This is a genomic window from Variovorax brevis (assembly GCF_030317105.1).
GTDB classification, from domain to species: Bacteria; Pseudomonadota; Gammaproteobacteria; order Burkholderiales; family Burkholderiaceae_C; genus Variovorax; species Variovorax brevis.
The window spans coordinates 109,678-134,115 of the sequence record NZ_JASZYG010000003.1 but is presented as its reverse complement, the minus strand read 5'-3'; the positions used below and the strand labels follow the sequence as shown (position 1 = coordinate 134,115).

21 protein-coding genes are annotated in these 24,438 nt (G+C 65.4%); 10 read left to right on the top strand and 11 right to left on the bottom strand.

Annotated features, from left to right (window positions below):
- Positions 1-46 precede the first annotated feature (46 nt).
- The 4 genes from QTI66_RS09435 (at position 47) to QTI66_RS09420 (ending at position 3,980) form a co-directional block, all read left to right on the top strand.
- Positions 47-1,006: an MBL fold metallo-hydrolase gene (locus tag QTI66_RS09435; RefSeq protein ID WP_286559230.1), complete on the top strand. Its 960-nt coding sequence runs from the start codon at positions 47-49 to the stop codon at positions 1,004-1,006.
- A 103-nt stretch (positions 1,007-1,109) separates the two neighbouring features.
- On the top strand, positions 1,110-2,780 hold the full coding sequence (locus QTI66_RS09430; protein ID WP_286559229.1) for an FAD-dependent oxidoreductase: 1,671 nt from the start codon (positions 1,110-1,112) through the stop codon (positions 2,778-2,780).
- A 10-nt stretch (positions 2,781-2,790) separates the two neighbouring features.
- A complete protein-coding gene (locus tag QTI66_RS09425; protein ID WP_286559228.1) occupies positions 2,791-2,991 on the top strand; it encodes a DUF2783 domain-containing protein in 201 nt (66 codons plus the stop codon).
- Between the two features lie 32 nt (positions 2,992-3,023).
- Positions 3,024-3,980 (top strand): Bug family tripartite tricarboxylate transporter substrate binding protein, encoded by a 957-nt coding sequence (locus tag QTI66_RS09420; RefSeq protein WP_286559227.1) that lies wholly within the window; start codon positions 3,024-3,026, stop codon positions 3,978-3,980.
- A gap of 61 nt (positions 3,981-4,041) precedes the next feature.
- Here the strand turns inward: QTI66_RS09420 and QTI66_RS09415 are convergent, their stop codons facing one another.
- Together QTI66_RS09415 and QTI66_RS09410 are read right to left on the bottom strand one after the other, a co-directional pair.
- Positions 4,042-5,595 carry an amidohydrolase family protein gene (locus tag QTI66_RS09415; RefSeq protein WP_286559225.1) on the bottom strand — a complete coding sequence of 518 codons (1,554 nt, stop codon included), beginning with the start codon at positions 5,593-5,595 and terminating at the stop codon, positions 4,042-4,044.
- 217 nt (positions 5,596-5,812) lie between these two features.
- Positions 5,813-6,682: an amino acid ABC transporter substrate-binding protein gene (locus tag QTI66_RS09410; protein WP_286559223.1), complete on the bottom strand. Its 870-nt coding sequence runs from the start codon at positions 6,680-6,682 to the stop codon at positions 5,813-5,815.
- A gap of 275 nt (positions 6,683-6,957) precedes the next feature.
- Between QTI66_RS09410 and QTI66_RS09405 the strand changes: the two genes are divergently transcribed.
- On the top strand, positions 6,958-7,998 hold the full coding sequence (locus QTI66_RS09405; RefSeq protein WP_286559222.1) for an AraC family transcriptional regulator: 1,041 nt from the start codon (positions 6,958-6,960) through the stop codon (positions 7,996-7,998).
- Positions 7,999-8,045: 47 nt separating this feature from the next.
- Here the strand turns inward: QTI66_RS09405 and QTI66_RS09400 are convergent, their stop codons facing one another.
- The 5 genes from QTI66_RS09400 to QTI66_RS09380 form a co-directional block, all read right to left on the bottom strand.
- Positions 8,046-9,104: a beta-keto acid cleavage family enzyme gene (locus tag QTI66_RS09400; protein WP_286559220.1), complete on the bottom strand. Its 1,059-nt coding sequence runs from the start codon at positions 9,102-9,104 to the stop codon at positions 8,046-8,048.
- A 50-nt stretch (positions 9,105-9,154) separates the two neighbouring features.
- A complete protein-coding gene (locus tag QTI66_RS09395) occupies positions 9,155-9,997 on the bottom strand; it encodes a TauD/TfdA dioxygenase family protein (RefSeq protein ID WP_286559219.1) in 843 nt (280 codons plus the stop codon).
- Between the two features lie 35 nt (positions 9,998-10,032).
- Positions 10,033-11,004, bottom strand: a complete 972-nt coding sequence (locus tag QTI66_RS09390; protein WP_286559218.1) for a Bug family tripartite tricarboxylate transporter substrate binding protein — start codon at positions 11,002-11,004, stop codon at positions 10,033-10,035.
- 264 nt (positions 11,005-11,268) lie between these two features.
- Positions 11,269-12,087: a hypothetical protein gene (locus QTI66_RS09385; RefSeq protein WP_286559217.1), complete on the bottom strand. Its 819-nt coding sequence runs from the start codon at positions 12,085-12,087 to the stop codon at positions 11,269-11,271.
- 124 nt (positions 12,088-12,211) lie between these two features.
- Positions 12,212-13,108, bottom strand: coding sequence for a LysR family transcriptional regulator (locus tag QTI66_RS09380; RefSeq protein WP_286559215.1), 897 nt, complete (start codon positions 13,106-13,108; stop codon positions 12,212-12,214).
- A 166-nt stretch (positions 13,109-13,274) separates the two neighbouring features.
- Here QTI66_RS09380 and QTI66_RS09375 point away from each other — a divergent pair, with 166 nt between their 5' ends.
- From QTI66_RS09375 to QTI66_RS09365, 3 genes are all read left to right on the top strand, one after another.
- Positions 13,275-14,909: an AMP-binding protein gene (locus QTI66_RS09375; RefSeq protein ID WP_286559214.1), complete on the top strand. Its 1,635-nt coding sequence runs from the start codon at positions 13,275-13,277 to the stop codon at positions 14,907-14,909.
- A gap of 71 nt (positions 14,910-14,980) precedes the next feature.
- Positions 14,981-16,963, top strand: coding sequence for an alkyl/aryl-sulfatase (locus QTI66_RS09370; protein WP_286559212.1), 1,983 nt, complete (start codon positions 14,981-14,983; stop codon positions 16,961-16,963).
- 7 nt (positions 16,964-16,970) lie between these two features.
- Entirely contained in the window at positions 16,971-18,575 is a 1,605-nt protein-coding gene (locus QTI66_RS09365; protein WP_286559210.1) for a GMC family oxidoreductase, read from the top strand.
- A gap of 13 nt (positions 18,576-18,588) precedes the next feature.
- On the opposite strand, the gene QTI66_RS09360 is transcribed toward QTI66_RS09365, so the two are convergent.
- Genes QTI66_RS09360 through QTI66_RS09350 form a run of 3 tightly spaced genes read right to left on the bottom strand, consistent with a single transcriptional unit; the run spans position 18,589 to position 21,876 of the window.
- Positions 18,589-19,920: an MFS transporter gene (locus QTI66_RS09360; RefSeq protein ID WP_286559208.1), complete on the bottom strand. Its 1,332-nt coding sequence runs from the start codon at positions 19,918-19,920 to the stop codon at positions 18,589-18,591.
- Positions 19,921-19,938: 18 nt separating this feature from the next.
- Positions 19,939-21,054: a M14 family metallopeptidase gene (locus QTI66_RS09355; protein ID WP_286559207.1), complete on the bottom strand. Its 1,116-nt coding sequence runs from the start codon at positions 21,052-21,054 to the stop codon at positions 19,939-19,941.
- Positions 21,055-21,078: 24 nt separating this feature from the next.
- A complete protein-coding gene (locus QTI66_RS09350; protein ID WP_286559205.1) occupies positions 21,079-21,876 on the bottom strand; it encodes a gamma-glutamyl-gamma-aminobutyrate hydrolase family protein in 798 nt (265 codons plus the stop codon).
- A 103-nt stretch (positions 21,877-21,979) separates the two neighbouring features.
- On the opposite strand from QTI66_RS09350, the gene QTI66_RS09345 reads away from it, so the two are divergent.
- Positions 21,980-22,972, top strand: a complete 993-nt coding sequence (locus QTI66_RS09345; RefSeq protein WP_286559204.1) for a LysR family transcriptional regulator — start codon at positions 21,980-21,982, stop codon at positions 22,970-22,972.
- A gap of 34 nt (positions 22,973-23,006) precedes the next feature.
- Here QTI66_RS09345 and QTI66_RS09340 read toward each other — a convergent pair whose 3' ends face one another.
- Positions 23,007-23,522, bottom strand: a complete 516-nt coding sequence (locus QTI66_RS09340; RefSeq protein ID WP_286559938.1) for a MarR family winged helix-turn-helix transcriptional regulator — start codon at positions 23,520-23,522, stop codon at positions 23,007-23,009.
- Positions 23,523-23,659: 137 nt separating this feature from the next.
- Between QTI66_RS09340 and badH the strand changes: the two genes are divergently transcribed.
- Positions 23,660-24,427 carry a 2-hydroxycyclohexanecarboxyl-CoA dehydrogenase gene (badH, locus tag QTI66_RS09335; protein WP_286559203.1) on the top strand — a complete coding sequence of 256 codons (768 nt, stop codon included), beginning with the start codon at positions 23,660-23,662 and terminating at the stop codon, positions 24,425-24,427.
- Positions 24,428-24,438: the final 11 nt, after the last annotated feature.

Sequence of the window (24,438 nt, the reverse complement as noted above, 5' to 3'; positions counted from 1 at the left end):
TACAAACACGTTTGGTTTAGACAAATCAATTTGCCAAGGAGACCCCATGAACGCCCCCAAGAAATTCGCCTCGCAGGCCGACCTCGAAGAGAAGACCGTCAGCTTCACCAAGCTTTCCGAGCATGCGTATGCGTACACCGCCGAGGGCGACCCGAACACCGGGATCATCATTGGCGACGACGCCGTGCTCGTGGCCGACACACAGGCCACGCCCGCCATGGCGCAAGACGTCGTGCGCCGCATTCGTGAGGTCACTGACAAGCCCATCAAGTACGTCGTTCTGACCCACTACCACGCGGTGCGCGTGCTGGGCGCAAGCGGCTTCAACCCGCAGGAAATCATCGCCAGCCAGGATACCTATGACCTGATCGTCGAGCGCGGCGAGCAGGACAAGGCCAGTGAGATCGGCCGCTTTCCGCGCCTGTTCCGCGATGTCGAAAGCGTGCCGCCCGGCATGACCTGGCCGACCATGACCTTCAACCGGAAGATGACGCTGTGGCTCGGCAAGCTCGAAGTCCAGCTGCTGCAACTGGGTCGCGGGCACACCAAGGGCGACACGGTCGTGTGGCTGCCGCAGGATCGCGTGCTGCTCAGCGGCGACCTGGTCGAGTTCGATGCCACGCCCTATGCAGGCGACGCCTATTTCAAGGACTGGCCGCAGACGCTTGAGAACGTTGCTGCCCTCAAGCCCACCGCACTGGTCCCTGGCCGTGGCCCAGCCCTGTTGGGCGAAGACCAGGTCGCAGCCGGCCTCAAGGCCACAGGTGGCTTCATTGCCGACGTTCGCGCCAGCGTCGAAGCCGGCGTCGCGGCCGGCAAGGACCTGAACGCGGTCTACAAGGACACCTTCGCCAAGCTCAAGCCGAAGTACGGCCACTGGGTCATCTTCGACCACTGCATGCCCTTCGACGTCACGCGCTGCTACGACGAAGCCACGCGCTTCCCGGACCCGCGCATCTGGACGGCCGAGCGCGACATCGAGATGTGGGAAACGCTGGAAGGCTGATCACCCAGCCCCATCCCGCTCAATCGTTTGCTGCCTTTGATGGAAGGCAGCGCCAACCAAGCGCTCGCGGGCACTTCCGGGCGGCGCCACCAGGAGACAAGCCATGCAACTCAAGGAACTTGCGTCACGCAAGGGGAAAGCCGTCGACTACCAGAAAGTGGTGTTCGACCATGTCCGCCATCCCGATCAGGATGCGGCTGCGCCGGTGCGTCGCCCGGTCGTCGTGGTCGGGGCAGGGCCGGTGGGCCTGGCGCTGGCCATCGACCTGGCGCAGCGCGAAGTGCCGGTCGTGCTGCTCGACAACGACAACACCCTTTCCACCGGCTCGCGCGCCATCTGTTTTGCCAAGCGCACGCTGGAGATATTCGATCGGCTCGGGTGCGGCGAGCGCATGGTCGACAAGGGCGTGTCGTGGAACGTCGGGCGCGTGTTCTTCAAGAAGGAGGAGATCTACAGCTTCGACCTTTTGCCCGAGGCAGGACATGCACGACCTGCGTTCATCAACCTCCAGCAGTACTACGTCGAAGGCTTCCTGGCCGAGCGCGCCGCAGAATTGCCGCTGATCGACGTGCGCTGGAAAAACAAGGTCGCGGGCGTCGTGCAGCATGCGGACCACGTCACGCTGACAGTCGAAACGCCCGAGGGTCCCTATCTGCTGGAGGCTGACTACGTCGCGGCCTGTGACGGCGGCCGTTCGAGCATGCGCCAGTTGCTGGGCCAGGAAAGCAAGGGCCGCCAGTTCAAGGACCGCTTCCTGATCGCCGACGTGAAGATGAAGCTCGACCGGCCTGCCGAGCGCTGGTTCTGGTTCGACCCCGAATTCCATCGCAACCAGAGCGTGCTGCTGCACATGCAGCCCGACAACGTGTGGCGCATCGACTTCCAGCTCGGCTGGGATGCCGACCCCGAAGAAGAGAAAAAGCCGGAGAAGATCATTCCGCGCGTGAAGGCCTTGCTCGGCGAAGACGCGCAGTTCGATCTCGAATGGGCGAGCGTCTACACCTTCTCGTGCCTGCGGATGGACAAGTTCCGCCACGGCCGCGTTTTCTTTGCCGGCGATTCGGCACACGGCGTGTCTCCCTTCGGCGCACGCGGTGCCAATTCAGGTGTGCAGGACGCCGAGAACCTGGCATGGAAACTTGCCGCAGTGCTGCAGCACCAGGCGCCCGACGCCTTGCTCGACAGCTATGGACACGAGCGCGAATACGCGGCCGACGAGAACATCCTCAACTCGACGCGGGCGACGGACTTCATCACACCCAAGAGCGAGATCAGCAGGCTCTTCCGGGATGCGGTGCTGGAGCTTGCGAAGTCGCACGCCTTTGCTCGAACGCTGGTCAACAGCGGGCGCTTGTCCGTGCCGGCAACGCTGCATGAATCGGCGTTGAATACGCCGGACCTCGATGCCTTCGACGGGCGCATGGTGCCAGGCGCCGTCGCCTCAGACGCGCCGTTGTCAGGCGTCAAAGGCGAGAAGGGCTGGCTGCTGCAGCAAGCCAGCAGCCCGTGCTTTACCGCGCTGGTGTTTGGAAGCGGGGACACGGCCGACCGCTCGGCACGCGCAGTGGCCGAGGCCAGCGAAGTTGCAAGCGTGCCCGTCGCCACTGTGCGCGTCCCGCTGGATGAAGCGCACGCACTGGCGGCCCGGCGCTACGACGCGCAAGCCGGCACGGTTTACCTGCTGCGTCCGGACCAGCACGTCTGCGCACGTTGGCGCCAGCCTGACGTCCACCAGATTTCGTCTGCGCTGAATCGCGCCCTCTCGATAGCCTGAAGGAGTTTCCATGTCGAATGTTCCTCCATTGACGACCGCGCCCAACCTCGATGCGCCGGATGATTTCTACGAAGCACTCATCGAAGCTCATCAAGGGCTCTCGACCGATGAAAGCCACGCATTCAACGCACGGCTGTTGCTGGTCCTGGCCAATCACATCGGGTCGCTGCCGGTGCTGCGCCAGGCATTGACGGCCGCCCAGCGCATCTGACCCATTCAGTCACTACCCAAGGAGACAGTTTCATGATTCGCACTTTGATCGCGGGCCTCGCATTGGCCGCAGCCAGCCACGTCGCGCTTGCGCAAGACAGCAAGCCCATCGAGTGGGTGGTCGGGTACGCAGCAGGCGGAGGTTCCGACTCTGTCGCGCGCGCCACGGCGGAGACGATGTCGAAGAACCTCTCGCGCCCGATCGTCATCACCAACAAGCCCCGTGCCGCGACCAACATCGCCGCAGACTACGCTGCGCGGTCCAGGGACTACGGCAACGTCATGCTGACGGCCGACTTCGCCACGCTGGCAGCCAACCCATTCCTGTTTTCGAAGCTCAGCTACAACGCTGAAAAAGACCTGTCACCGGTCGGCATGCTGGCGCGCTTTCCACTGGTGCTGGTGGTCGGTCCGCAAGTGCCGGCGAAGAACTTCAAGGAATTCATTGCGTGGGCCAAGGCGCAACCTGGTGGCGTGAACTACGCCTCTGCGGGCTCGGGCAGTCCCCACCATCTGGCGACCGAGTTGTTGCGAGAGAAAACGGGGGTCACGATGACGCACGTCGCCTACCGGGGAGCGGCGCCCGCCATGCAGGACGTGCTGGGCGGACAGGTGCCTTTCATGATGGTCGACACCGCCAGCGGCAACCAGTTCGTGCTCGCCGGCAAGGTCAAAGCCATCGGCGTTGCCAGCGCAAAGCGGATTGCCACGCTGCCGGACGTGCCCACACTGGCCGAACAGGGACTGGGCGACTTCGAGGCCTACGCATGGCAAGGTCTCGCGGTGGCGAGCGGTACCCCCGCGGAGACAGTGGCAAAGCTCAACAAGGCCCTGGTCGAGGCCCTGAATTCGACCGCGGTGAAAGCACGCTTCCTCGCACTTGGCGTGGAGGGGTTGCCGGGCACGCCGAACGACATGGCGAAGTACGTGAAGGACGAGCGCGAGCGTTGGGGCCGCCTCATCAAGGCCAACAACATCAAGGTCGACTGAAACACAACCGCCGGGGTTGCCCTGTCCAGCGAAGATGATCAGGGCAAGCCGGTGAGCTGCGTCAATTGGGACGGAAGAGGTTCTGCGGGATGCCTGCCGCGTTGAAGAGGTAGTCGCGCGAGGCTTCCAGGTCCCGGCGCAACCGGCGCAGGTCGACGTCAAGCAGCTTGCCCTTCCACTTGCGCAACTTGCCGGCGACGATCACCGTCTCGACGTTGGAGCGCTCCATCAGCGATACCACCGCACCCGGCACGACGTTGAGCGGCGCCACGTTGATCGCCTCGGCATCGAGGATGATGATGTCGGCCTCCTTGCCCGGCGTGAGCGAGCCGGTCTTGCGATCGAGCCGCAGGTCGCGCGCGCCCTCCATCGTGGCAAAGCGCAGCACGTCGCGCGTGGTCAGCAGTTCCGGCAGGGTGGGCGGGTTGTTCTGCTCCAGCGCCATCTGGTTGATGAAGGCCTTCTGCAACGCCATGGCGCTGCGCATCTGGGTGAACATGTCCGCCGTCAGGGTGCATTCCACGTCCACGCTCAGCGAAGGCTGGATGTCCATGGACAGCGTCTTGAGGATGGGCGGCATGCCATGGCGCATGTTCATTTCGATCGGCACGGCGAGCGAGACGTTCGCACCGGCTTCCTTCACCTTTTGCCAGCTCATGTCGGACATCCCGGTCATGTGGATGAACAGGTTGTCGGGGCCGAACTGGTTGGATGCGGCGAGCGCATCGAAGGTCGGACCCATGCCGAAGCTGCCGACGATGTGTGCCACCACTTGCAGCCCGAGCTGGCGCCCGAGGGCCCAAGCCGACGCGTAGCCCGGCAGGTAGATCTCGGCGCCCATGGTCATGGACAGGAGCTGGTCGTCGGCGTTGAAATATTGCGCCTTGATGCGGGCAGCATCCGCCGGATACTGGTTGCCGGGGACATTGCCCGCGCTCTCGAAGTAGCCGAACACGCTGCGCCGCCCCGAGTCGGCCAGGCCCTTGATCGCGGCGTCGGAGTGCTGCGGCGAGTGGTGGATCTGGGAGATGTCGTGCACCGTCGTGACACCTGCGTCGAGCTGGCTGAGCGCGCCGAACAGCTCATTGATGTAGACGTCCTGCGGCCGATACACCGGAGCGAACTTGCCGAGGATGTATTCGAAGTAGTTGATGGCGCCGTGCGGCTTGCCGTCGTTGAACAGCAGCCCGTCGGCCAGGAAGCTGCGCAGCGCGGTCTCGAACTGGTGGTGGTGCGTGTCGATGAACCCGGGCATCACGATCTTGCCGCGGGCGTCGATCACGGCGCCGAAGCCTGGCAGGTTCGGTCCGACGGCGACGATCTTCTTGCCTTCGACCAGCACGTCGGCCTGGACGAAATCGCCCACGCTCGGGTCCATCGACATGACGTGGCCGCCCCGGATGACATAGCGCCTTCCGTGTCGGCCGCTGTCCTTGGGGGAATCATCGTCATCCTGCGCTGCAGCAACATGCTGGGTGAACAGGCCCAGCCCGGCAGCCGCAGCAGCAGTCCCGGCCGCCCCGGCCTTCAGGAAATTGCGCCGTGAATAGCCCGAAGAATCGGCCAACGAATCGGAATGGAATTGCGGCCTTCCTTGATCGCACAGTTTGCACATTGGTATGTCTCCTCCTGTGTGAAGTCATCCGGATGACGACTCCTCGGCTCATTCATAGGTGGAGCGAATCATGGTGTAAAGCAGTGTTACATCGAGGCGGGGTGACCGGCTGGCCACGGACTCGCGACCTCGCAAGGATTGCGAGCTTCTTCCATCCACGCCAGCGTCACGCCGGGCATGTCCACGGCTCGATCGGGTCTCCTGGCGGATGCGTCATTCACTCCGGCAACGCATTCAGCACATAGACGGCTTCAACCAGTGTCGACGGCGCAGTGCCAGGCGGAAAGCTCTGGCGGAACACCCTGACGATCTCGCCACTGCGATAGATGTCGGCCAGGGCGCGGTTGACCGCGAGCCGCATGTCCGGGTCGCGTCGCATCATCAGCGAATAGCTCTCCATCGACAGGTAGTCGTCGCTGAGCCGCAAGGTCGCACCCGCCGGTCCGCCCGTCACTTCACCCACGAGGATCAGGCGGTCGGTGGCATAGGCATCAGCCCGTCCGTCACGCACCGCGGCGATTCCGTCGGTGCTGGTCTGCACCGGCACGAAGACCGGCACGATGCCACGCGAAGACAGCCCCTTGAGCACCTGCTCCGTGGTGGTGCCAGGAATGACACCCACCCGCTTCGTGTTCAGGTCCGCCGCGCGGCCAATCGACGAGGAGGCCAGCGACACGAAGGAGGTTCCCTCGACCCAGATGGCATTGCTGAAGTCGACCTGCTGCTCGCGACCCAGCGTGCGCGAAGTGCTGCCGCATTCCAGGTCGACGCTGCCGTCATTGACGGACTGCATCCGCGTCGTCGCCGTCACGGGAATCCATTGCACATCCAGCTTGGCAAGCTTGAGTTGCGATTGCAGGGAAGTGGCCACGCGCTTGCACAGTTCCACCGAATAGCCTGCCGGTGCGCCGTCAGCGCCCTTGAACGAGAACGGCTTTGCATCCTCGCGATAGCCCAGTTTCAGGGTTTGGGACTGGCCGATGCGGGCGAGTGAGTCTCGCGGTGCACCGCCCGGCGCGCTGGCACAGGCGCCCAGCAGAGCAGACATCAAGAGCGGCGCCACCACCGTCAGAAAGCGTGAATGCATGCTTCGTCCTTTGGCAATCAACTGTTGCCTGGCGAAGAGGCCAAGCCTTGCAGAGCCGGCGGATTGTGAGGCCCGCTACTGTCGTTGGCAACCGGGCTTGCTTGAGCACGCCAAAAAGGTTGTTGAAGTCATCGGTCCGGAAGTGCAGGCCCGGCACGGGTGCCGCAATCGAGGTCGCTCCCCGGGTGGGCTCCCGTAAGAGTGCCTCGCGATCGCGCGCAACCCGGAGACAATCTGCACCGAACTGCACATGGCCACGGAACCACGACCATTCAATGCAACACCTCGGTCGACTCATACGCAGCGCCAGCCTGAGCGGCTATGAGGAGCTGGTGCGCTCGCTCGGCCGGGATCCCCATGCGTTCATGCGGTCCGTGGGACTGCAGGCCAGGCTGCTGGAACATCCCGAGACGCTGATTCCCGGCGACGCCGTGCGCGAACTGCTCGAGATCACTGCGCGCGCCACGCGCACTGAAGATTTCGCACTGCGCCTGGCGGCTCATCGCAAGCTCTCCGCGCTGGGTCCGATCAGCGTCGTGCTGAAGGAAGAGCCCACACCCCTGGCCGCGCTCGACACGCTGGGCCGCTACCTGAAGCTGGTCAATGCTTCGCTGATCTTCCGGCTGGAAGAAGCGGGCGACATGGTCGTCATCCGCGAAGACCTGTTGCCGAGCGCGGGGCTGCCGATGCGCCAATCGATCGAGCTTGCCGTCGGCATCATGTTCCGGATCCTGCGCGAGTTGACCGGCCCGAGCTGGCGACCGCTGCAGGTCTGCTTCACGCACCGCCCGCCTGCGGACCTTTCGGCGCACCGGGCCTTCTTCACGCGCAATGTCAGGTTCAACCAGGAGTTCAACGGCCTGGTCTGCGTCGCGGCCGACCTGCGCAAGCCGCGCCCCCCGGGGGATGAGGGCGCAACGCGCTTCGCGCGGGAGTACCTCGATGCGGCCTTGAAGAACCGCGGCGAGGGCGCGCGCGAATCCTGCCGCGAAATGATCCTGGCCCTGCTGTCTGGCGGCGGCTGCACCGCACAGGAAGTGGCACGGCACCTGCGCGTCGACCGCCGCACGCTTGCCCGCAGGCTCGGCGCCGAAGGGCTCACCTTCAGCGGCCTGCTCGACCAGGTGCGTTCCGAGCTGGCCAGGCGCCACCTGCGCGACAGCGACTTGCCGCTTGGCGAAGTGGCCGCGCTGCTGGGCTTCTCGGGGCCCAGCAGCTTCAGCCACTGGTTCCGCAACCACTTCGGCTGCAGCCCCTCGCAGTGGAGCCGCCAGGCCGACGGCGTGGTGGTTCAGGACTCCGCCGCCGCGTTCTGAGTGAAGTCTTCAAGACGCATGACGTGTGCCATGCGCTCCGTGAGGAATCAGGCCGCCTTTCGCAGGAACCCCTGGTTCGCCCCATTGCGATTGGGCGCGAAGCCGTTGGCCTGCAGCGATTCTTCCGCCGTGTCGTAGAAGACACCGATCTTCGAGATCTCGCGCGCCTCCTGCGCCGTCGCGATCGGGCGGCCGAACTCGTGCGAGATGCGCACCAGCTGCTCAATCTGCGCCACGGTGCCGATCTTGGCCGAGCGCGTCTGGTTCCAGAGCACGTCCTCGGTGCCGCAGCGCACATGCAGGCCCATGGCGATGCCCATCATGTTCACGGGCAGCACGTTGCGCACCGAGCTTTCCACCGTGAGCACGGCGCCGTCGGGCACGGCGCGCACGAAGTTGGCCAGGTTGTAGATGTTGGGCGCGTCCATGCCGCCGCTGATCGCCACCCAGTTCATCACCAGCGGGCCCTTGTAGACACCGCGGCGCATCAGCCTCTCGACCGACTCGAAGCTGTTGATGTTGTAGCACTGGAAGGCACTCTGGATGCCGGCCTTGCTGAGGCGGCGGATGTGCTCCTCGACCCAGCCGGGTTGTGCCGGAACGGTCATTTCCTTGTAGGCCTCGAAGATGGCCGGGATCTCGCGCGACGTGCCCTTGAAATCTGCCAGCTCGGCATGCTCCGTCACGTTCATCTGCGAGGTGTTGACGGTCACCGTGACCTGGTCGGGTGTCGGCTCGAGTTCCGCGAGCATGTGGCGCGTGTCGTCGCTCAGCCACTTGGCAGCCGCGCCTTCGCTCTCGGGCGCGAACGAGATCGAGCCCCCGACCTGGATGATCATTTCGGGCACCGCTTTGCGCACGCCGGCGATCAGTTCGTTGAACTTCGACAGCCGCTTGCTGCCCTTGCCGTCGAGTTCGCGCACATGCAGGTGCAGCACGGTCGCGCCCGCGTTGTAGCAGTCCACCGCCTTCTGGATCTGCTGCTCCATCGTGACCGGAATCTCTTCCGGGAAGTCCGAAGGAAGCCAGCCCGGCGCGTAAGGGGCGGCGGTGATGATCAGCGGCTGCTGGTTTTCCGGGAACAGGTGGCCGTCGAGGAAGTTCATGTCGTTGCGTCTCCAGATTGCAATGCGGGTGTCGAAGTCGGTGGCGCCACTCAGTACGGCACGTCGCCGACGATGCCGGCGCGTTCCATCTTGCGCGGCGCGGGCCAGTAGTCGTTCAGCGCGTAGTGCTGCGTGCTGCGGTTGTCCCAGACGACCACGTCGCCGGGCTGCCAGGACCAGCGCACCTGGTACTCGGGAATGGTGGCCCGGCTGACCAGGTAGTTCAGCAGCAGCGCCGCGCCCGGCGTCTTGTCGATGCCATGCCGTACGTTCTCGGGCGTGCTGTAGTTCGCGAAGTGCGTGGTGAAGCTGCCGACATAGAGCACCTTCTCGCCCGTCTCCGGGTGCGTGCGTACGACCGGGTGTTCCACCGGCGGATGGTCCTGGCCCAGTTTGAGGCGGGCCTCGGGCGTCATGACGGCGCCGAAGGAATGCTCGATGCTGGCCTTGGCGCGCAGATTCGCGATCTTTTGCTTGATCTCGTCCGGCAACTCGTCGTGCGCCTGCACCATGTTGACCCAGATGGTGTCGCCGCCGATTTCGGGGCATTCGATGCAGCGCAGCACGGCGCCCATCGCGGGGCTGGAGCGCCACAGCCCGTCGCAGTGGTAGGTGTTCTCGTAGCTGTGCTTGTTGTCGCTGCGGTAGATGCGGACCAGGCCCGGGTGCTCGGGGTCGCTGCCGACCACGGGGTGATCTTCGAGCTCGCCCAGGCAGCGCGCAAAGGCGACGTGCTCGGCACGCGTGATGTCCTGTCCCCGAAAGAAAAGCACCTTGTGCTTGAGCAGCGCGGCGCGGATCTGCGCGAAACGCCCGGGGTCGCGCGAGGCCTCGCCGACGTGGATGTCCGAGACTTCCGCCCCCAACGAGGGCGTGATGGGTCTGATCTTCATGAGAGGGTCTCCGGTGGAATGTCGGGGCGCGCCAGTCAGTTCGCCTGGATGCGGAACTTGCTGACGATCGCGGCGTTGCGCTCGTACATCGCCTTGGTCTCGCTGAGTAGCGCGGGCGTGTCGATGCTGAGTTCGGGTTCCAGGCCGACATCCGTCAGCTTCTGCTGCACCGCGGGGGCCTGCACGGCCTTTTCGATCGTGGCGTGCAGCTTCGCGAGCACTTCGGGCGGCAGCTTGCTCGAGCCGATGAAGCCGACCCAGCCGCGGAACTGAAGGTCCGGGTAGCCCAGTTCGGTGGTGGTCGGCACGTCGGGCAGGTAGCGCGAACGGGTCTTGCCGCTGTAGGCATAAGGGCGCAGCTTGCCGGCCTTGATCAGCGGGATCGAGGTCAGCATGCCGTCGAACATGAGGTCGACCTGTCCACCGAGCAGGTCCTGCAGCGCGGGCGGCGAGCCGGCATAGCCGACGTGCTGCATGTCCAATCCGGCGCGGTCGCTGAGGATCAGGCCTGCGTACTGCGACACGGTGCCGGGGCTGTAGCTGGCAAAGCTGGTCTTGCCCTTGCGCGCTTTCAGTTCGGCGACCAGGCCCTGGAAGTCCCTGGCCGGGTAGCTGGCCGCCGTCACGAGCACCACGCCCGAGCGCGCCACCGCCGCGATGGGCAGCACGTCCTTGAGCGGATCGAAGGGCATCTTCACCACTTGCGGCGTCTCCGCCAGCACGTTGCTGGCCGCCATCACGATGGTGTTGCCGTCGGGCGGGGCCTGCAGCATGGCCTGCAGCCCGATCGAGCCGCCGGCGCCAGGGCGGTTCTCGACGATGACGGGCCGGCCGATGTCCAGCGCCATCTGCTGGCCGACGACGCGGGCGACGATGTCCATCGTTCCGCCGGCTGGCGCAGGGACGATGACCCTCACGGGCTTCTCGCCCAAAGCCCAGGCGCCGAGGGCCAGCGAGCATCCGGTCAGTGCGACGGCGGCGGCGCGTGCAAGTTGCGGCATTTTCATTTGCTTGTCTCCGGTATTGGTGATGTGGGCCTTGGGGCCGACAACGCCAGTATCCGGTGGACCGCATCCCTGGTTCTTGCTTATCCGGGACATGGATTTGTCGATTTGGGACATCGCTGCGCCCGCACTTCCTGTTGCCGCGACGCGCCGCAAGGGTTGACGGCGATGAGGCTGGCGCAAGCGGACCTCGCCAGGGCCAGGGTCAAAAGCGCTTGAGCGACTGCGTCCCAATCGTGAGGGCGCGGGCTCGCGCCTTCGGGGTTCTCAGGCGCCGGGAACGCACACCATGGCGATGCTGATCCAGACGCCGAAGCTGAAGTAGGGCGTCAGCCAGAGTGCATCGGCCTTCCATGCCGCCCAGCTGCCGCTTTGCACGCGGCGGTGCCAGGCGTCGCGCGCACCTTGGTCAAGGCGCATATAGGCCTGCCCGGCAGCGCGGCCGTGCTGGTAGCGGCGCCAGTACATCGGCACGTCCACGCCCAGGACATAGGCAACGAAGCACACCGAGCCCAGGATCCCGAAGAGGGCCAACGAGTTGACCCAGCCGCTGCTGTCCAGCGCGATGACGCCCAGCAAGGCCGCCATCCAGGAAAAGCCGGCAGCCCAAAGCAGGGACTCGACGGCCTGGGTGATGTGGTTCAGCGTCAGCACGCTGTGCCAGCAGAAAGCCTGGGCCACCACCATGAACATCGGGACCGCCCATGCCGCCATTTGCACCCATGGCAAGCCGGCATGCACGCCCAGCTGATGGACCAGCAGCCCCAGTTGCAGCGCGAAGCAGATCTCGGCGACCGTGGCTGCGGCGCGGCCCAGGAAGATGCTTGAGAGGCGCGTGTCCACGACGACCAGCCGCTCGAGGTCCACGCGGGGAAGCATCGAGCGGTAGGCGCACACCAGCACGTAGACGCCGGACAAGGCCAGCTGCAGCCCTCCGTGCACGCCGCTGAAGGGCCCCAGGTGCAGCACGGCCAACCACAGGCCAACATTCAGCACCGCGAGCGCGCAAAGGATCCGCCACCACCACAGCACCTTCGCGTCCGCCTGGACGAGTCCTGTCGAAGCATTGTGACGAAACGATGACATCGACGACGAGGGTAACCGGGAGTCGATGGCGCAGGCAAGCTCCTTCGCTGCGGCGATAACGGCGCTCGTACCCCGGGCTTGCATTGCCATTCGATGTGAAGCGCGGCATCGCTGCGCGGCGACCTCAGCCCGAGGACGGCAGCCGGCTGATGAGGAGCTCGGCCATCGGTGATGGTGTCCGGCCCCGAAGCGTGACGATGCCCATCTGCGCAGTCATGCTGGGCATGTCCGCCATTTTCAGCGGGTGCAGCCTGCCCGCCGCAACCTCCTGTTCGACAGCGGCGTGCGGCGCCGCCAGGGCCGAGTCGCAGGCGAGTGCAACGGCTTTCAACACATCGAGGTCGTCGCACTCGAGCGCCAGCGACAGTTCAGCGGCGGACGCATGGCCAAGCAGGAGGGAGACCACTGCGCGCACGTCCGACGGCAATCGAACCGAGAGCACGCCGTACTTCCACACATGCTGCAGCGTGACGGATGACTTGCGCCCGATCAACGGGTGGCCAGTACGCACATAGAAGGCCCCCGGCTCGCGGCGCAGGGCCCGGACATACAGGTTGGGGTCCGGGGGCAGGTCGCTGACATCGGCGATGAAGAATTCGATGTCTTCCTCGACCAGGCGCTTGAGCAGCAGCGCCCAGTTGCTGACCTCGACGCGCAGGTTGATGCCTGGATACTCGCGCCGCATCGACGCCAGCAGCGGCGAGAGGAATGTCGCCGCAGGGAAGGGGCCGGCGCCGAATGCGGTGTCGCCCAGGCCGCGGCTGCGGTAAAGCTCGACGTCGCGTTCCAGGCAGCGGCTGTTGAACACAAGCTGCCGCGCACGTGCGACCACGAATTCGCCCGCCGGCGTCGGGACCACCTCCTGCGTTCCGCGGTCAAACAGTTGCAGCCCGAGTTCGGCCTCGGCTGCCTGGATGCTGCGCGTCAAGGCCGGTTGGCTGAGGTGCACCTGCTCGGCGGCGCGTATGAAGCTTCGCCGGTCTGCAACCGCGACGATGTGTGCCCAGCGCTTGAGGTCCATGCGTCACTCCTTGGCGATGCAATTGCATCCACTGCATTGATTCTGGACTAACTATGCATTGGACTCAATTCGTGTCGACCGGAACAATCACGTCATTCCCGAAAAGCACCGGCGCTCAGACGCAGAGCCCGGCTGCACATACCCCTTTTCAATCCAGGAGACAACGATGAGCCAACGACACTGGCAGGCGAGCTATGGCCGCACGCCGAACGAGATCAACCCCGACGCATATCGCTCGGTGGTGGAGATGATGGAACAGGCCATGGAGCGCTTCGCCGATCGGCCCGCGATGCGCTGCGCAGGCCAGACGCTGACCTACGCCGACCTCGACCGCCTGTCGCGTGACTTCGCGGCCTACCTGCAGAACAGGCTCGGCGTGAAGAAGGGCGACCGCGTCGCCGTGATGACGCCCAACCTGCTGGCCTTTCCGATCGCCTTCCTGGGCATCATCCGTGCCGGCGCCGCGCAAGCCAACGTGAATCCCCTGTACACGCCGCGCGAGCTCGAGCATCAACTCAACGATGCCGGCGTCGACACGCTGGTCGTCTTCAGCGGCGTCACCGCCACGGTGGCCGAGGTCCTGGCCAGGACCCGGCTGAAGAACGTCGTCACCGTCGGCGTGGGCGATGGCAGCGGTGTTGCCTTGCCAAGCCCGCCGGTGGATGCGCGACTGACAGGCGCAGTCGCCTTCACCGATGCGCTGGCCGAAGGCGCCACGCTGCCCTTCACGCCGGTCGATGTCGATGGCGACGACCTGCTGTTCCTGCAGTACACCGGCGGCACGACCGGCTTGTCCAAGGGTGCGGCGCTGTCGCACCGCAACCTGGTGGCCAACACAGAGCAGTTCAAGGCCTTCATGCCCGACGTCCTGCGGGAGGGCCAGGAGGTCGTCGTCACGGCGATTCCGCTCTATCACATCTTCGCGTTGATGGTGAATTTCATCAGCTACTTCTCGGTCGGCGCCGACAACTGGCTGGTGCCCAACCCGCGCGACTTCGACAGCTTCCTGGACACGCTCAAGAAGGCGCGTCCCAGCATCTTCATCGGCGTGAACACGCTGTACGCGGGGCTGGTGGCGCACCCGCGAAGCAAGGAGGTCGACTGGTCCAACCTGCGATTGGCCGCAGGCGGTGGCGCCGCGGTGATCGGTGCGGTGTCCGACAAGTGGCGAGCGCTCACCGGCAGCTTCATCCGCGAAGGCTACGGCCTGTCGGAGACCTCGCCGATCCTGACCTTCAACCCGGCCGCGGTCAACGAATTCACCGGCACCACCGGCTTGCCGATGCCCTCGACCGACATCAAGCTGCTGGACGAGGAAGGTCGCGAAGTCGGCATCGGCGAGGCCGGCGAAATCTGCGCCAAGGGTCCGCAGGTGATGGCCGGCTACTGGCAGCAGCCCGAGGCCAACGCGGCCGCTTTCACCGCCGACGGCTACTTCCGCACCGGCGACATCGGCATCTTCGACGCGCAGGGTTTCCTGAAGATCGTCGATCGCAAGAAGGACATGGTCATCGTCTCCGGCTTCAACGTCTATCCCAACGAGGTCGAAGCCGTGGCCACCGCTTGCCCGGGTGTCGTCGAATGCGCGTGCGTGGGCGTGCCCGACGAGAAGACGGGCGAAGCGGTCAAGCTGTTTGCGGTCAGGGCGGCGAACGCCACGCTCGACGAGACCGGCTTGATCGCCCATTGCCGCGAACAACTCACCGCCTACAAGGTGCCCAGGATCGTGCGCTTCGTCGAGGCCCTGCCCAAGTCCACGGTGGGCAAGATCCTGCGCCGCGAACTGCGCGAAGTGGCATGAGGCACCGCGACACACGCACAAGCCTGGCCCAACCGACCCCCGAACACAACCCAACCGACAAAGAGACAAGCATGAGACTTTTTCAACAAGTGACGAGCGGCATCGTGCTCGCAGCTTTCGCGGCCGGAGCGCACAGCCAGGCCAACGCACCCAAGGACGCCACCGAGACCACGCGCGCGGCCAATCAGGCCTACCTTGCAACCTTGCCCATGGGCGACAAGCAGTCGTTCGACGATGCCAGGCGTGGATTCATCGACGGCCTGGGCGACCAGACGATCATGGGCGCCGACGGCCGACCGGCGTGGTCCCTCAAGGGCTATGAGTTCCTTTCGAAGGAGAAGGCGCCCGACACGGTGAATCCCGCGCTGTGGCGACACGCCCGCGTCAACATGGGCGCCGGCCTGTTCAAGGTCACGGACGGCATCTACCAGCTGCGCGGCTTCGACCTGTCGAACATGACGGTCATCGAAGGCAAGACCGGGCTGATCCTCGTTGACCCGCTCATCACCACCGAATCGGCCAAGGCTGCGCTGGAGCTCTACTACAAGCACCGGCCCCGCAAGCCGGTGGTGTCGGTGATCTATTCCCACAGCCATGCCGATCACTTCGGCGGCGTGCGCGGCGTTGTCAGCGGGGCAGACGTCGCCTCCGGCAAGGTCAGCATCATTGCGCCGGCCGGCTTCATGGAAGAGGCGGTGGGTGAGAACGTCATCGCGGGCAATGCCATGTCGCGCCGCGGCATCTACCAGTTCGGCCCGCTGCTTCCGCGCGGGGAAAAAGGCCAGGTCGATGCGGGCCTGGGCAAGTCGATTTCCTTCGGCACGGTCAGCCTGATCCCGCCCACGGTGCTGATCGAGAAGAAGGTCGAGACGCACACCGTCGACGGCGTCGACATCGTCTTTGAACTCACGCCGGGAGCCGAGGCGCCGTCCGAGATGATCATGTACTACCCGCAGTTCAAGGTGCTGAACATGACGGAGATCGCCGCCCAGACCATGCACAACCTGCTGCCCATGCGCGGCGCACTGGTGCGCGACCCGCTGGTCTGGTCCAAGCACCTTGGCGGCGCACTGGAGCGCTACGGTGCCAAGAGCGACGTGATGATCGCGCAGCACAACTGGCCGGTGTGGGGCGCCGACCGGGTGCAGGGTTTTTTGAAGAAGCAGCGCGACACCTACAAGTACGTGCATGACCAGACCGTGCGCCTGATGAACCACGGCCATGTCGGCAGCGAGATCGCCGACACCTTGAAGATGCCGGCGAGCCTGAGCCAGGACTGGTCGACGCACGGCTTCTATGGCGACCTGAAGCACAACATCAAGGCCGTCTACCAGCGTTATCTGGGCTACTACGACGGCAACCCGGCCAACCTGTATGCGTTGCCGCCGGTGCCCGCTGCGCAGAAGACCATCGAGTACATGGGCGGAGCACCCGCGGTGCTGCAGCGCGCCAGGGCGGACTTTGCCAAGGGCGAATATCGCTGGGTCGCCCAGATGACGTCGCAACTCGTGTTTGCGGACCCGACCAACCAGGAGGCGCGCGGCCTGGCCGCCGACGCCTACGAACAGTTGGGCTACCAGGCCGAATCCTCGACGGCGCGCAATGCGCTCCTGCAAGGTGCCTGGGAACTGCGCAACGGTCTGCCCAAGATGCCGGCCGTGAATACGCAGGCACCGGACGTGATCCGTGCGCTGACCCTGGACATGTTCTTCGACTACCTGGGCGTGCGGCTGAACGGCGAGAAGGCCGCGGGGAAGACGACGGTGCTGAACTGGCAGTTCACCGACACGAAGCAGAACTACGTGCTCAACCTCGAGAACAGCGCGCTGACTTATGTCGCCGGCGCCCAGTCCGCGAATGCCGACGCAACCCTGACCCTGACGCGTGCGACGCTGGACGAGATCTCGCTGCAGAAGACGACGTTCCCGGCAGCGCTGCAAGCAGGACTGATCTCGGTGACGGGCAAGCGCGAGAAGGTCGGCGAACTGCTGGGCATGCTCGACACCTTCCCGAACACCTTCCCCTTGATCGAGCCGCGCCCGGCGGCGCACTGAGGCCGCGATGAGCCAGACTTTCGACTACATCGTGATCGGTGCCGGCTCGGCCGGCAGCGTGATCGCATCGCGCCTGAGCGAGGATCCCGATGTCCGCGTGTTGCTGCTCGAGGCCGGCGGACCCGACAAGAGCGTCCTCATCCACATGCCGGCGGCCGTGGTGGCGATGGTCCCGACCCGCATCAACAACTGGGCTTTCAAGACGGTGCCGCAGCCCGGCCTGAACGGCCGGCGGGGCTACCAGCCGCGCGGCAAGACACTGGGCGGTTCGAGCTCGATCAACGCCATGCTCTACGTGCGGGGACATCGCTGGGACTACGACCACTGGGCGTCGCTCGGCAATCCTGGCTGGTCTTATGACGAGGTGTTGCCTTACTTCAGGAAAGCCGAGCACAACGAGACCCATCGCGACAGCTTCCATGGCCAGGGCGGGCCGCTGAACGTTGCCGAAATCCAGCAGCCCAGCGCGATGAGCCGCCTGTTCGTGGAAGCAGCCCGCGAGTGCGGACTGCCCGTCACGCCCGACTACAACGGGGCCGAGCAATATGGCGCCTTCATGTACCAGGTGACGCAGAAGAACGGCGAGCGCTGCAGCGCGGCGAAGGCCTATCTCACGCCCAACCTCGGCCGGCGCAACCTCGAGGTGGTCACGGGTGCATTGACGCAGCGCCTGATCATCGAAGAGCGGCGCGTGGTCGGCGTGCAGGCCCGTGTCGGCGGCCAGGATGTGCGCTTCGACGCGCGGCGCGAAGTGATCCTCAGCGCCGGCGCTTTCGGCTCGCCGCAGATCCTGCAGCTGTCGGGCATCGGCCCGGCTGCGCACCTGCAGTCCGTGGGCATCGCCCCGGTGCTCGACTTGCCAGGCGTGGGCGAAAACCTGCAGGACCACATCGACTACGTCTACACCTACCGCACGGGCAGCGACACCGAAACCATGGGCGCTTCGATGCGGGGCGGCGTGCGCGTGCTGAAGGGTATTTCGCAGTGGAGGAAAGAGCGCCGCGGCGTGATGACCAGCTCCATCGCGGAAGCCGGCGCCTTCCTGCGCAGCCGTCCGGACGTCGAAGTGCCGGACTTGCAACTGGTGTTCGTGCAGGCCATCGTCGACGACCACGCGCGCAAGCTGCGGCTCGGCCATGGATTCAGTTGCCACACGACGCTGCTGCGGCCCAGGAGCCGGGGCACCGTCCGGCTGGAAACACCCGATCCGGCCGCCGCGCCGAGCATCGACCCGCGATTTTTCAGTGATCCGGCTGACATCGCGCTGCTCATGGAGGGTGCGCACCAGCAGCGGCGCATTCTCGATGCCCCGGCGTTCGCACCCGTGCGCGGCAAGATGCTCCATCCGCTCGACCAGCGTGACGCGCGCGCCGTCGAGCAAGACATCCGCAAGCGCGCCGACACGCAATACCACCCGGTGGGCACCTGCAAGATGGGCCACGATCCGATGGCCGTGGTTGACGCGCGCTTGCGCGTGCGAGGCCTGCAAGGCCTGCGCGTTGCCGACGCATCCATCATGCCGACGCTGGTGGGCGGCAACACCAATGCGCCCAGCATCATGATTGGCGAAAAGGCAGCAGACATGATTCGCGCCGGCAACCCGGGGTTCTAACGCCCCCCCTGGACTACTTCATCACGTCGACATCGCGCGACTCGGGCAGCATCCACATCGCCGCCACGCTGACGGCGCACATGGCGACCACGTACCAGGCGGGTGCCATCGGGTTGTGCGTCACGGCAATGAGCCACGTCACGACGAACTGGGTGGTGCCGCCGAACACCGAAGTGCCGATCGCGTAGACCAGCGACAGGCCCGTGCTTCGCACGGCGATGGGCAGGAGTTCCGGCACGGCCACCAGTCCTGCCGCGCCGAACATCGCCGTGAGTGCGGCCAGGATGGCGGAGACCGTCAGCAGCGTCGTTGCACCCGGTGCGCCCGACAGCCACATGAACAGCGGAACGATCGACAGCATCAGCACGATGCGCGGGAACTGGTTCGTGACCTTGCGGCCGAACCGGTCGCACAAGACACCGCCCGCCAAGGCGAAGACGAACGTCATGACGCCGCCCATCAGCACGCTGCCTTGTGCCAGCGCCGGCGGCAGCTTCAGCACCTGCACCGCGTAGCTGACCATGTAGTTGCCGACTTGCGATGCCACCGCAGTGGCGGCGGTCAGAAGGACGCCCAGCACCAGGATGCGGCGGTGCTTCCTGAACACGGCGCCGACGATCTGTGCGCTGCTGCGTTCGCTGGTGCCTTCGTGGGTCTCGGGAAGGCTGCGGCGAATGTAGATTGCGATCGGGATCAGCACGAGGCTGAACAGGAAAGGCACGCGCCAGCCCCAGCTCGAAAGCTGCTCCTGCGTGAGCATGAGCGACAGCACCACACCGAAGATGCCGCCTGCGGCCACGGCCAGGCCTTGGCTCGCGATCTGCCAGCTCGAATAGAAACCGCGCTTGCCGGGTGGCGCCGCTTCCAGCAGCAGCGCGGTTGCCGGGCCCACTTCGCCGCCGAGCGCAAGGCCCTGCAGCAGGCGGCAGAACACGACGATGATCGGCGCCGCGATGCCGATGCTTGCATAGCTGGGCGTCGCGGCAAGACCCAGCGTGCCGACCGTGATCAGCGCCACCGTGAGGATCATGGCCGGCTTGCGCCCGGCCCGGTCGGCAAAGGAGCCGATCAAGATGCCGCCGAGTGGGCGCGTGAAGAATCCGACGCCGAAGGTGGCCACGGCCACCAGCAGGCTGCCGAACTCTCCGCTCACCGGGAAGAAGGTGCGGCCGATGTACACCGCGAAGTAGGCGTAGATGACGAAGTCGTAGAACTCGAGGGCGTTGCCCGCGACGGCGGCAGCGACGGCCTTGCGGCTGATGGCTTTGGCTGGCGCTGCATGGGCGCTGCGGGCAACCGTGGCGGCGTGTGACATGGCCGCGGAGTTTATGGTGGTCGTGTTCATGGAATGCTCCGTGGTTCGCTATGCCGGCATCGCCTGGGCCGCGTCTTCCTGCAGGCCTTGGAGCGCTTGCAGGCAGGCTTGAGAGCCCTGTTGCCACACCGCGAGCCTCCAGTCGGCGGCGTCGGGGTAGAACGCATCCTTGAGTTCCTGCTTGATCGCTGCGGACTGTGCCGCGTCGGTGTGACCGTGCCGATGCAGGCAATGCTCCGCGCGCAGTGCGGCGGTGACACGTTCGCTCGGCCAGGTCCCGTACTCCAGGCAGATCCCCAAGTGCTGCGCTTGCGGGCACTCTTCGGTGATGGCGGTCTGGATCGGTCCCGTCAACGGAATGCTGGTCGACGTGCCGGCGGTGACCGATGTCAGTTCGCCCCACCAATGCCCGGCGCGTGCAAGCACGGCAGGGTCGTCGTCGAAGCTCGCGAAGATTCGCTCGCCGACGCCGTAGGGGCCGAGGCCGGTGTGGATGTCGATCGATGCCAGCTGCCGCACCTGCGGCGCATGGCGCTGCAGGATCCGGCGGAAGGTGTCGTTGCTCCAGGTCGGCTCATGGCCGCCGAAGAACATGCCGTCGGCGAAGGCATGCTGGCCGAGGCCGATGGCGCGTTGCAGGCCGCGTGCGCCATGGCGCTCGCGGTACGCAGCCAGCGCGGCCTCGACGTCTGCTTGTGGGGGCCACTCCCTGGGCAGCAACAACTCGTGGATCTCTGCGTAGCCTGCATTCACGGGCAGCGGCTTCGAGAAGTCGACGAAATTGCGGTTGAGGTCCACGTTCTCCTGCGTGACGCGGCGCAGGTGAGAAAAGCCGAACGGGTTGATCGCATGCACATGCAGCACGGCGGTGTCGCGCAGTTCGCGTGGCCGCTCGGCAGCATCCAGCAGCATGCCGGTCTGCACCGCCGAGCCACAGAAGCCCTCGACACCGTGCACGCCGCTGATGACCAGCAGCATCTTCGACGCATCGGCGGGGCCGTCCAGCACCACGTCGGTGGCCAGCGTTTCGCCGTTGGCGCCGGGCATCTTCAGTACGTGCGACTCCACGGGCAGGCCGCGCCGCGATGCGGCATCCAGGAATTTCTGTCGCGCTTGCGCATAGCTCTGGCTGAAGAGCGCGTTGATCCAGTTGTCGTTGTCCATATGTCTCCTTTGGTTGTGGGTGTGTCAGGCGAAGGCGCGCTGCCGCTGCTGCTGCCGCGCCCGGCAGGCGTCGCCGAAAGCCTCGAAGATGGCGCGTGCAAATGCGCTGTCGTCGACGCGCATTTCGGGATGCCATTGCACGGCCAGCGTGAACTGGGACGCGCTGGCGATGGAGAAGGCCTCCACCAGTCCGTCGGGCGCCATGGCTTCGACGCGCAGGCCGGCACCCAGGCGATCGATGCCCTGGTGGTGCAGGGAATTGACCTGCGTCCGCGTGCCGCCGGCCAGGCGCGCCAGCAGGCTGCCCTCGACGATGTGGATGTCGTGGCTGTCGTCGTACCAGCGTTCGATCGGGCGATCGTGATCGCCTTCGCGGTGGTCGAGCCTGCCGGATTGCTCGTGCACGGCCGGCTCCAGGGTGCCGCCCCAAGCGACGTTGACTTCCTGGAAGCCGCGGCATACCGCCAGCAGGGGCACGCCGGCCGCGACCAGCGCCGGCAGCAAGGGGAGGATCGCGGCATCGCGGTGGGGATCAAGCAGCATCTCGCGGTGCGGCGAGGGCGAACCGTAGCGCTGCGGTGAAACGTTCGATGGACTGCCCGTGAGGATGATGCCGTCGATCGACGCCGCCAGCGTTTCGGCATGCAGGCCTTCGGCCAGGGCAGGCAGCACCAAGGGCAAGGCTTGCACAATCTCGCTGGTGGCGCGGACGTAGCCGTGCAGGGCTGCATGCGCCGCATGGCCGTGTCGCTCGATGCGATCGGACGAGATGACGACGATGGGTCGCAGGGCTGCGCAGTGATTCGGGGGCAGGGCGTTCATGGCGGTTTCCGGGCTGTGGGAGGCAGTCTAGGAACTCGTCGCGATTGCGTAAATTGCATAATATTCAGCAATGACTTGCAGAACCTGCAACTGAAAGCCTGACATGAACATCCGTCAGCTGAGGCACTTCCTGGCTGTCATCGACCTCGGCTCGCTGGCCGCCGCAGCCGAGGCCGTGCACCTGAGCCAGCCTGCGCTGTCGCGCAGCCTGCGCGCACTCGAGGATGTCTTGCGGGTGCCGCTGTTCGACAGGCAGGACCGGCGCCTGCGACCGACGCCTTACGCGCTTGCTTACGTCGAGCGCGCGCGCCGCATGGTGTTCGACGACAACGAAGGGGCGCGATCGCTGGCGCTCATGCGTGACGGCGAACTCGGCTCGCTGGCCTTCGGCATGGGCTCATCGATTGCCAAGTTCCTGCTCGCGCCGTTGATGCTGGAGATGCTCGGCAGGGCACCGGGCCTGCGCATGAGCGCCATGGTGCAAAGCACCGACGTGCTCCATGCCGCCTTGCTGAAGGAGCAACTCGATTTCTTCATCGGCGACGTCCGCATCGCACAACGCGATCCGGACATGGTGGTCGAGGCGATTTACCCGTGCACCTTCGGCTGGTTCGCACGCGCGGGGCATCCGCTCGCGACAAAGCGCAAAGTCACGATGGCCCAGCTGTCTGCGTATCCGCTGATCTCCGCGGGCTACGCCGACGAGTCCGTCGAGCGCAAGATTGCAGACCTGTATGGCCTTGGCATTCCGATCAGCAAGCACTTCTCCCTCAGCACCAGTGATCTCGGCACGGTGCACGCGTTGCTCGCATCGAGCGACGCCGTCACGCCGTCGACGGGCATCGCAGTGCTTGACCCGCTGAAGTCCGGCGTCGTGGTGCCGCTCGACGTGACGCCGTCGCTGGATCTGGATCTGACGCTCGGAATCATCCATCGCGCCGGCCGCACGCTGGCGCCTGCAAGCACGCGCGCGTTCGAGTTCATCCGGAAGAGCTTCGAAAATGCGGCCGCCGAGCTTTTGCGACTGCATGGACGCCGGGACGGTTCGGGTGCGGCGCCGTCTCCCAGGAAGCGGGCAAGCCAGACCAGGCGTTGAAGGGTGCGACCAGCCCGGCAATTGCAGCGGCCGTTCAGCCTTCTTGAACAGCCTCGTCGCCGCCTCCCTGGCGGTCATCAACAAGCTGCATGTTTTCCAGGAGCTTGAGCAGGTAGTGCAGGGTGTGAGTGATGTCGTTCACTGAAAACCCTTCGAGCACCTGGCCGTAGTAACCATGGATCTTCGGCAAGGCCTCGTCTTGCCACACGCGCCGTCCGGCCGTCGTCATCGAAACCAGTCGCGAGCGGCGGTCGCGCTCGTCGGCTGCGGTCTGGATCCGACCGTCCCGTTCCATGCGGCTGAGGAGCCCCGACAGGTTTTGCCGACTGACCTTGAGGTAGCGCGCCAGGTCGCCCACGCTCATGCCGCCGTTGGCAGCGGGCCGTGACAGGGCGCCGAGCACCGCCCACTGCTGCGTCGTCAGGCCTTCAGCCTCGACCGCCTTTGTGCCTGTTTTGTGCAACATGTTGGCACATTGATAGAGGCGAAAGAACACCCGGTTGGCGAGTTCGATCCGGGTTGTTTCTTCGTTTTCCAAAGGGTTAACCATGGCTGTTTCTTTCTTCGAGACGACTTGCGCGCGCAAGATCAATGTCGCATAATACGACAACACATTGACGTATATGTGGCGGGACATCAAGCTGCAACGCATCGACGATAGCAAGCTTCAACCTCATGGAGAACCAGATGCAGAGATTCGAAAGCAAGACAGTGGTGGTTACCGGCGGCGGCGGCGGAATAGGCGGCGCCACGTGCCGGCGATTCGCCGGCGAAGGCGCCAAAGTCGCCGTCTACGACATGAACCTGGAAGCGGCCGAGAAGGTTGCCTCCGGCATCCGCGACGCGGGCGGCCAGGCGCAGGCCTTTTGCTGCGACATCACCGATCGCACCAGCGTCGACAAGGCAGTGGAGGCCACGCAGCAGAGCCTGGGTGACATCGACGTGCTCGTCAACAACGCGGGCTGGGACGTGTTCAAGCCCTTCACCAAGACCGAGACGGTGCAGTGGGACAAGCTCATCGCCATCAACCTCACGGGCGCATTGCACATGCACCATGCCGTGCTGCCGGGGATGGCAGCGCGCAAGGCAGGGCGCATCGTCAACATCGCCTCGGATGCTGCGCGCGTGGGTTCATCGGGCGAAGCGGTGTACGCCGCATGCAAGGGTGGCCTCGTGGCCTTTTCCAAGACCATCGCCCGCGAACATGCGCGCCACGGCATCACGGTCAACGTGGTGTGCCCCGGCCCCACCGACACCGCCCTGTTCGCCGACTACAAGGAAGGCGCGGGCAATCCCGAGAAACTGATGGAAGCGTTCACGCGCTCGATTCCGCTCGGCCGCATCGGTCAGCCCGAAGACCTGCCCGGCGCCATCCTCTTTTTCGCAAGCGACGACGCCAGCTTTGTCACCGGGCAGGTGCTGAGCGTTTCGGGCGGCCTGACCATGAACGGCTGATCGCCTGACGG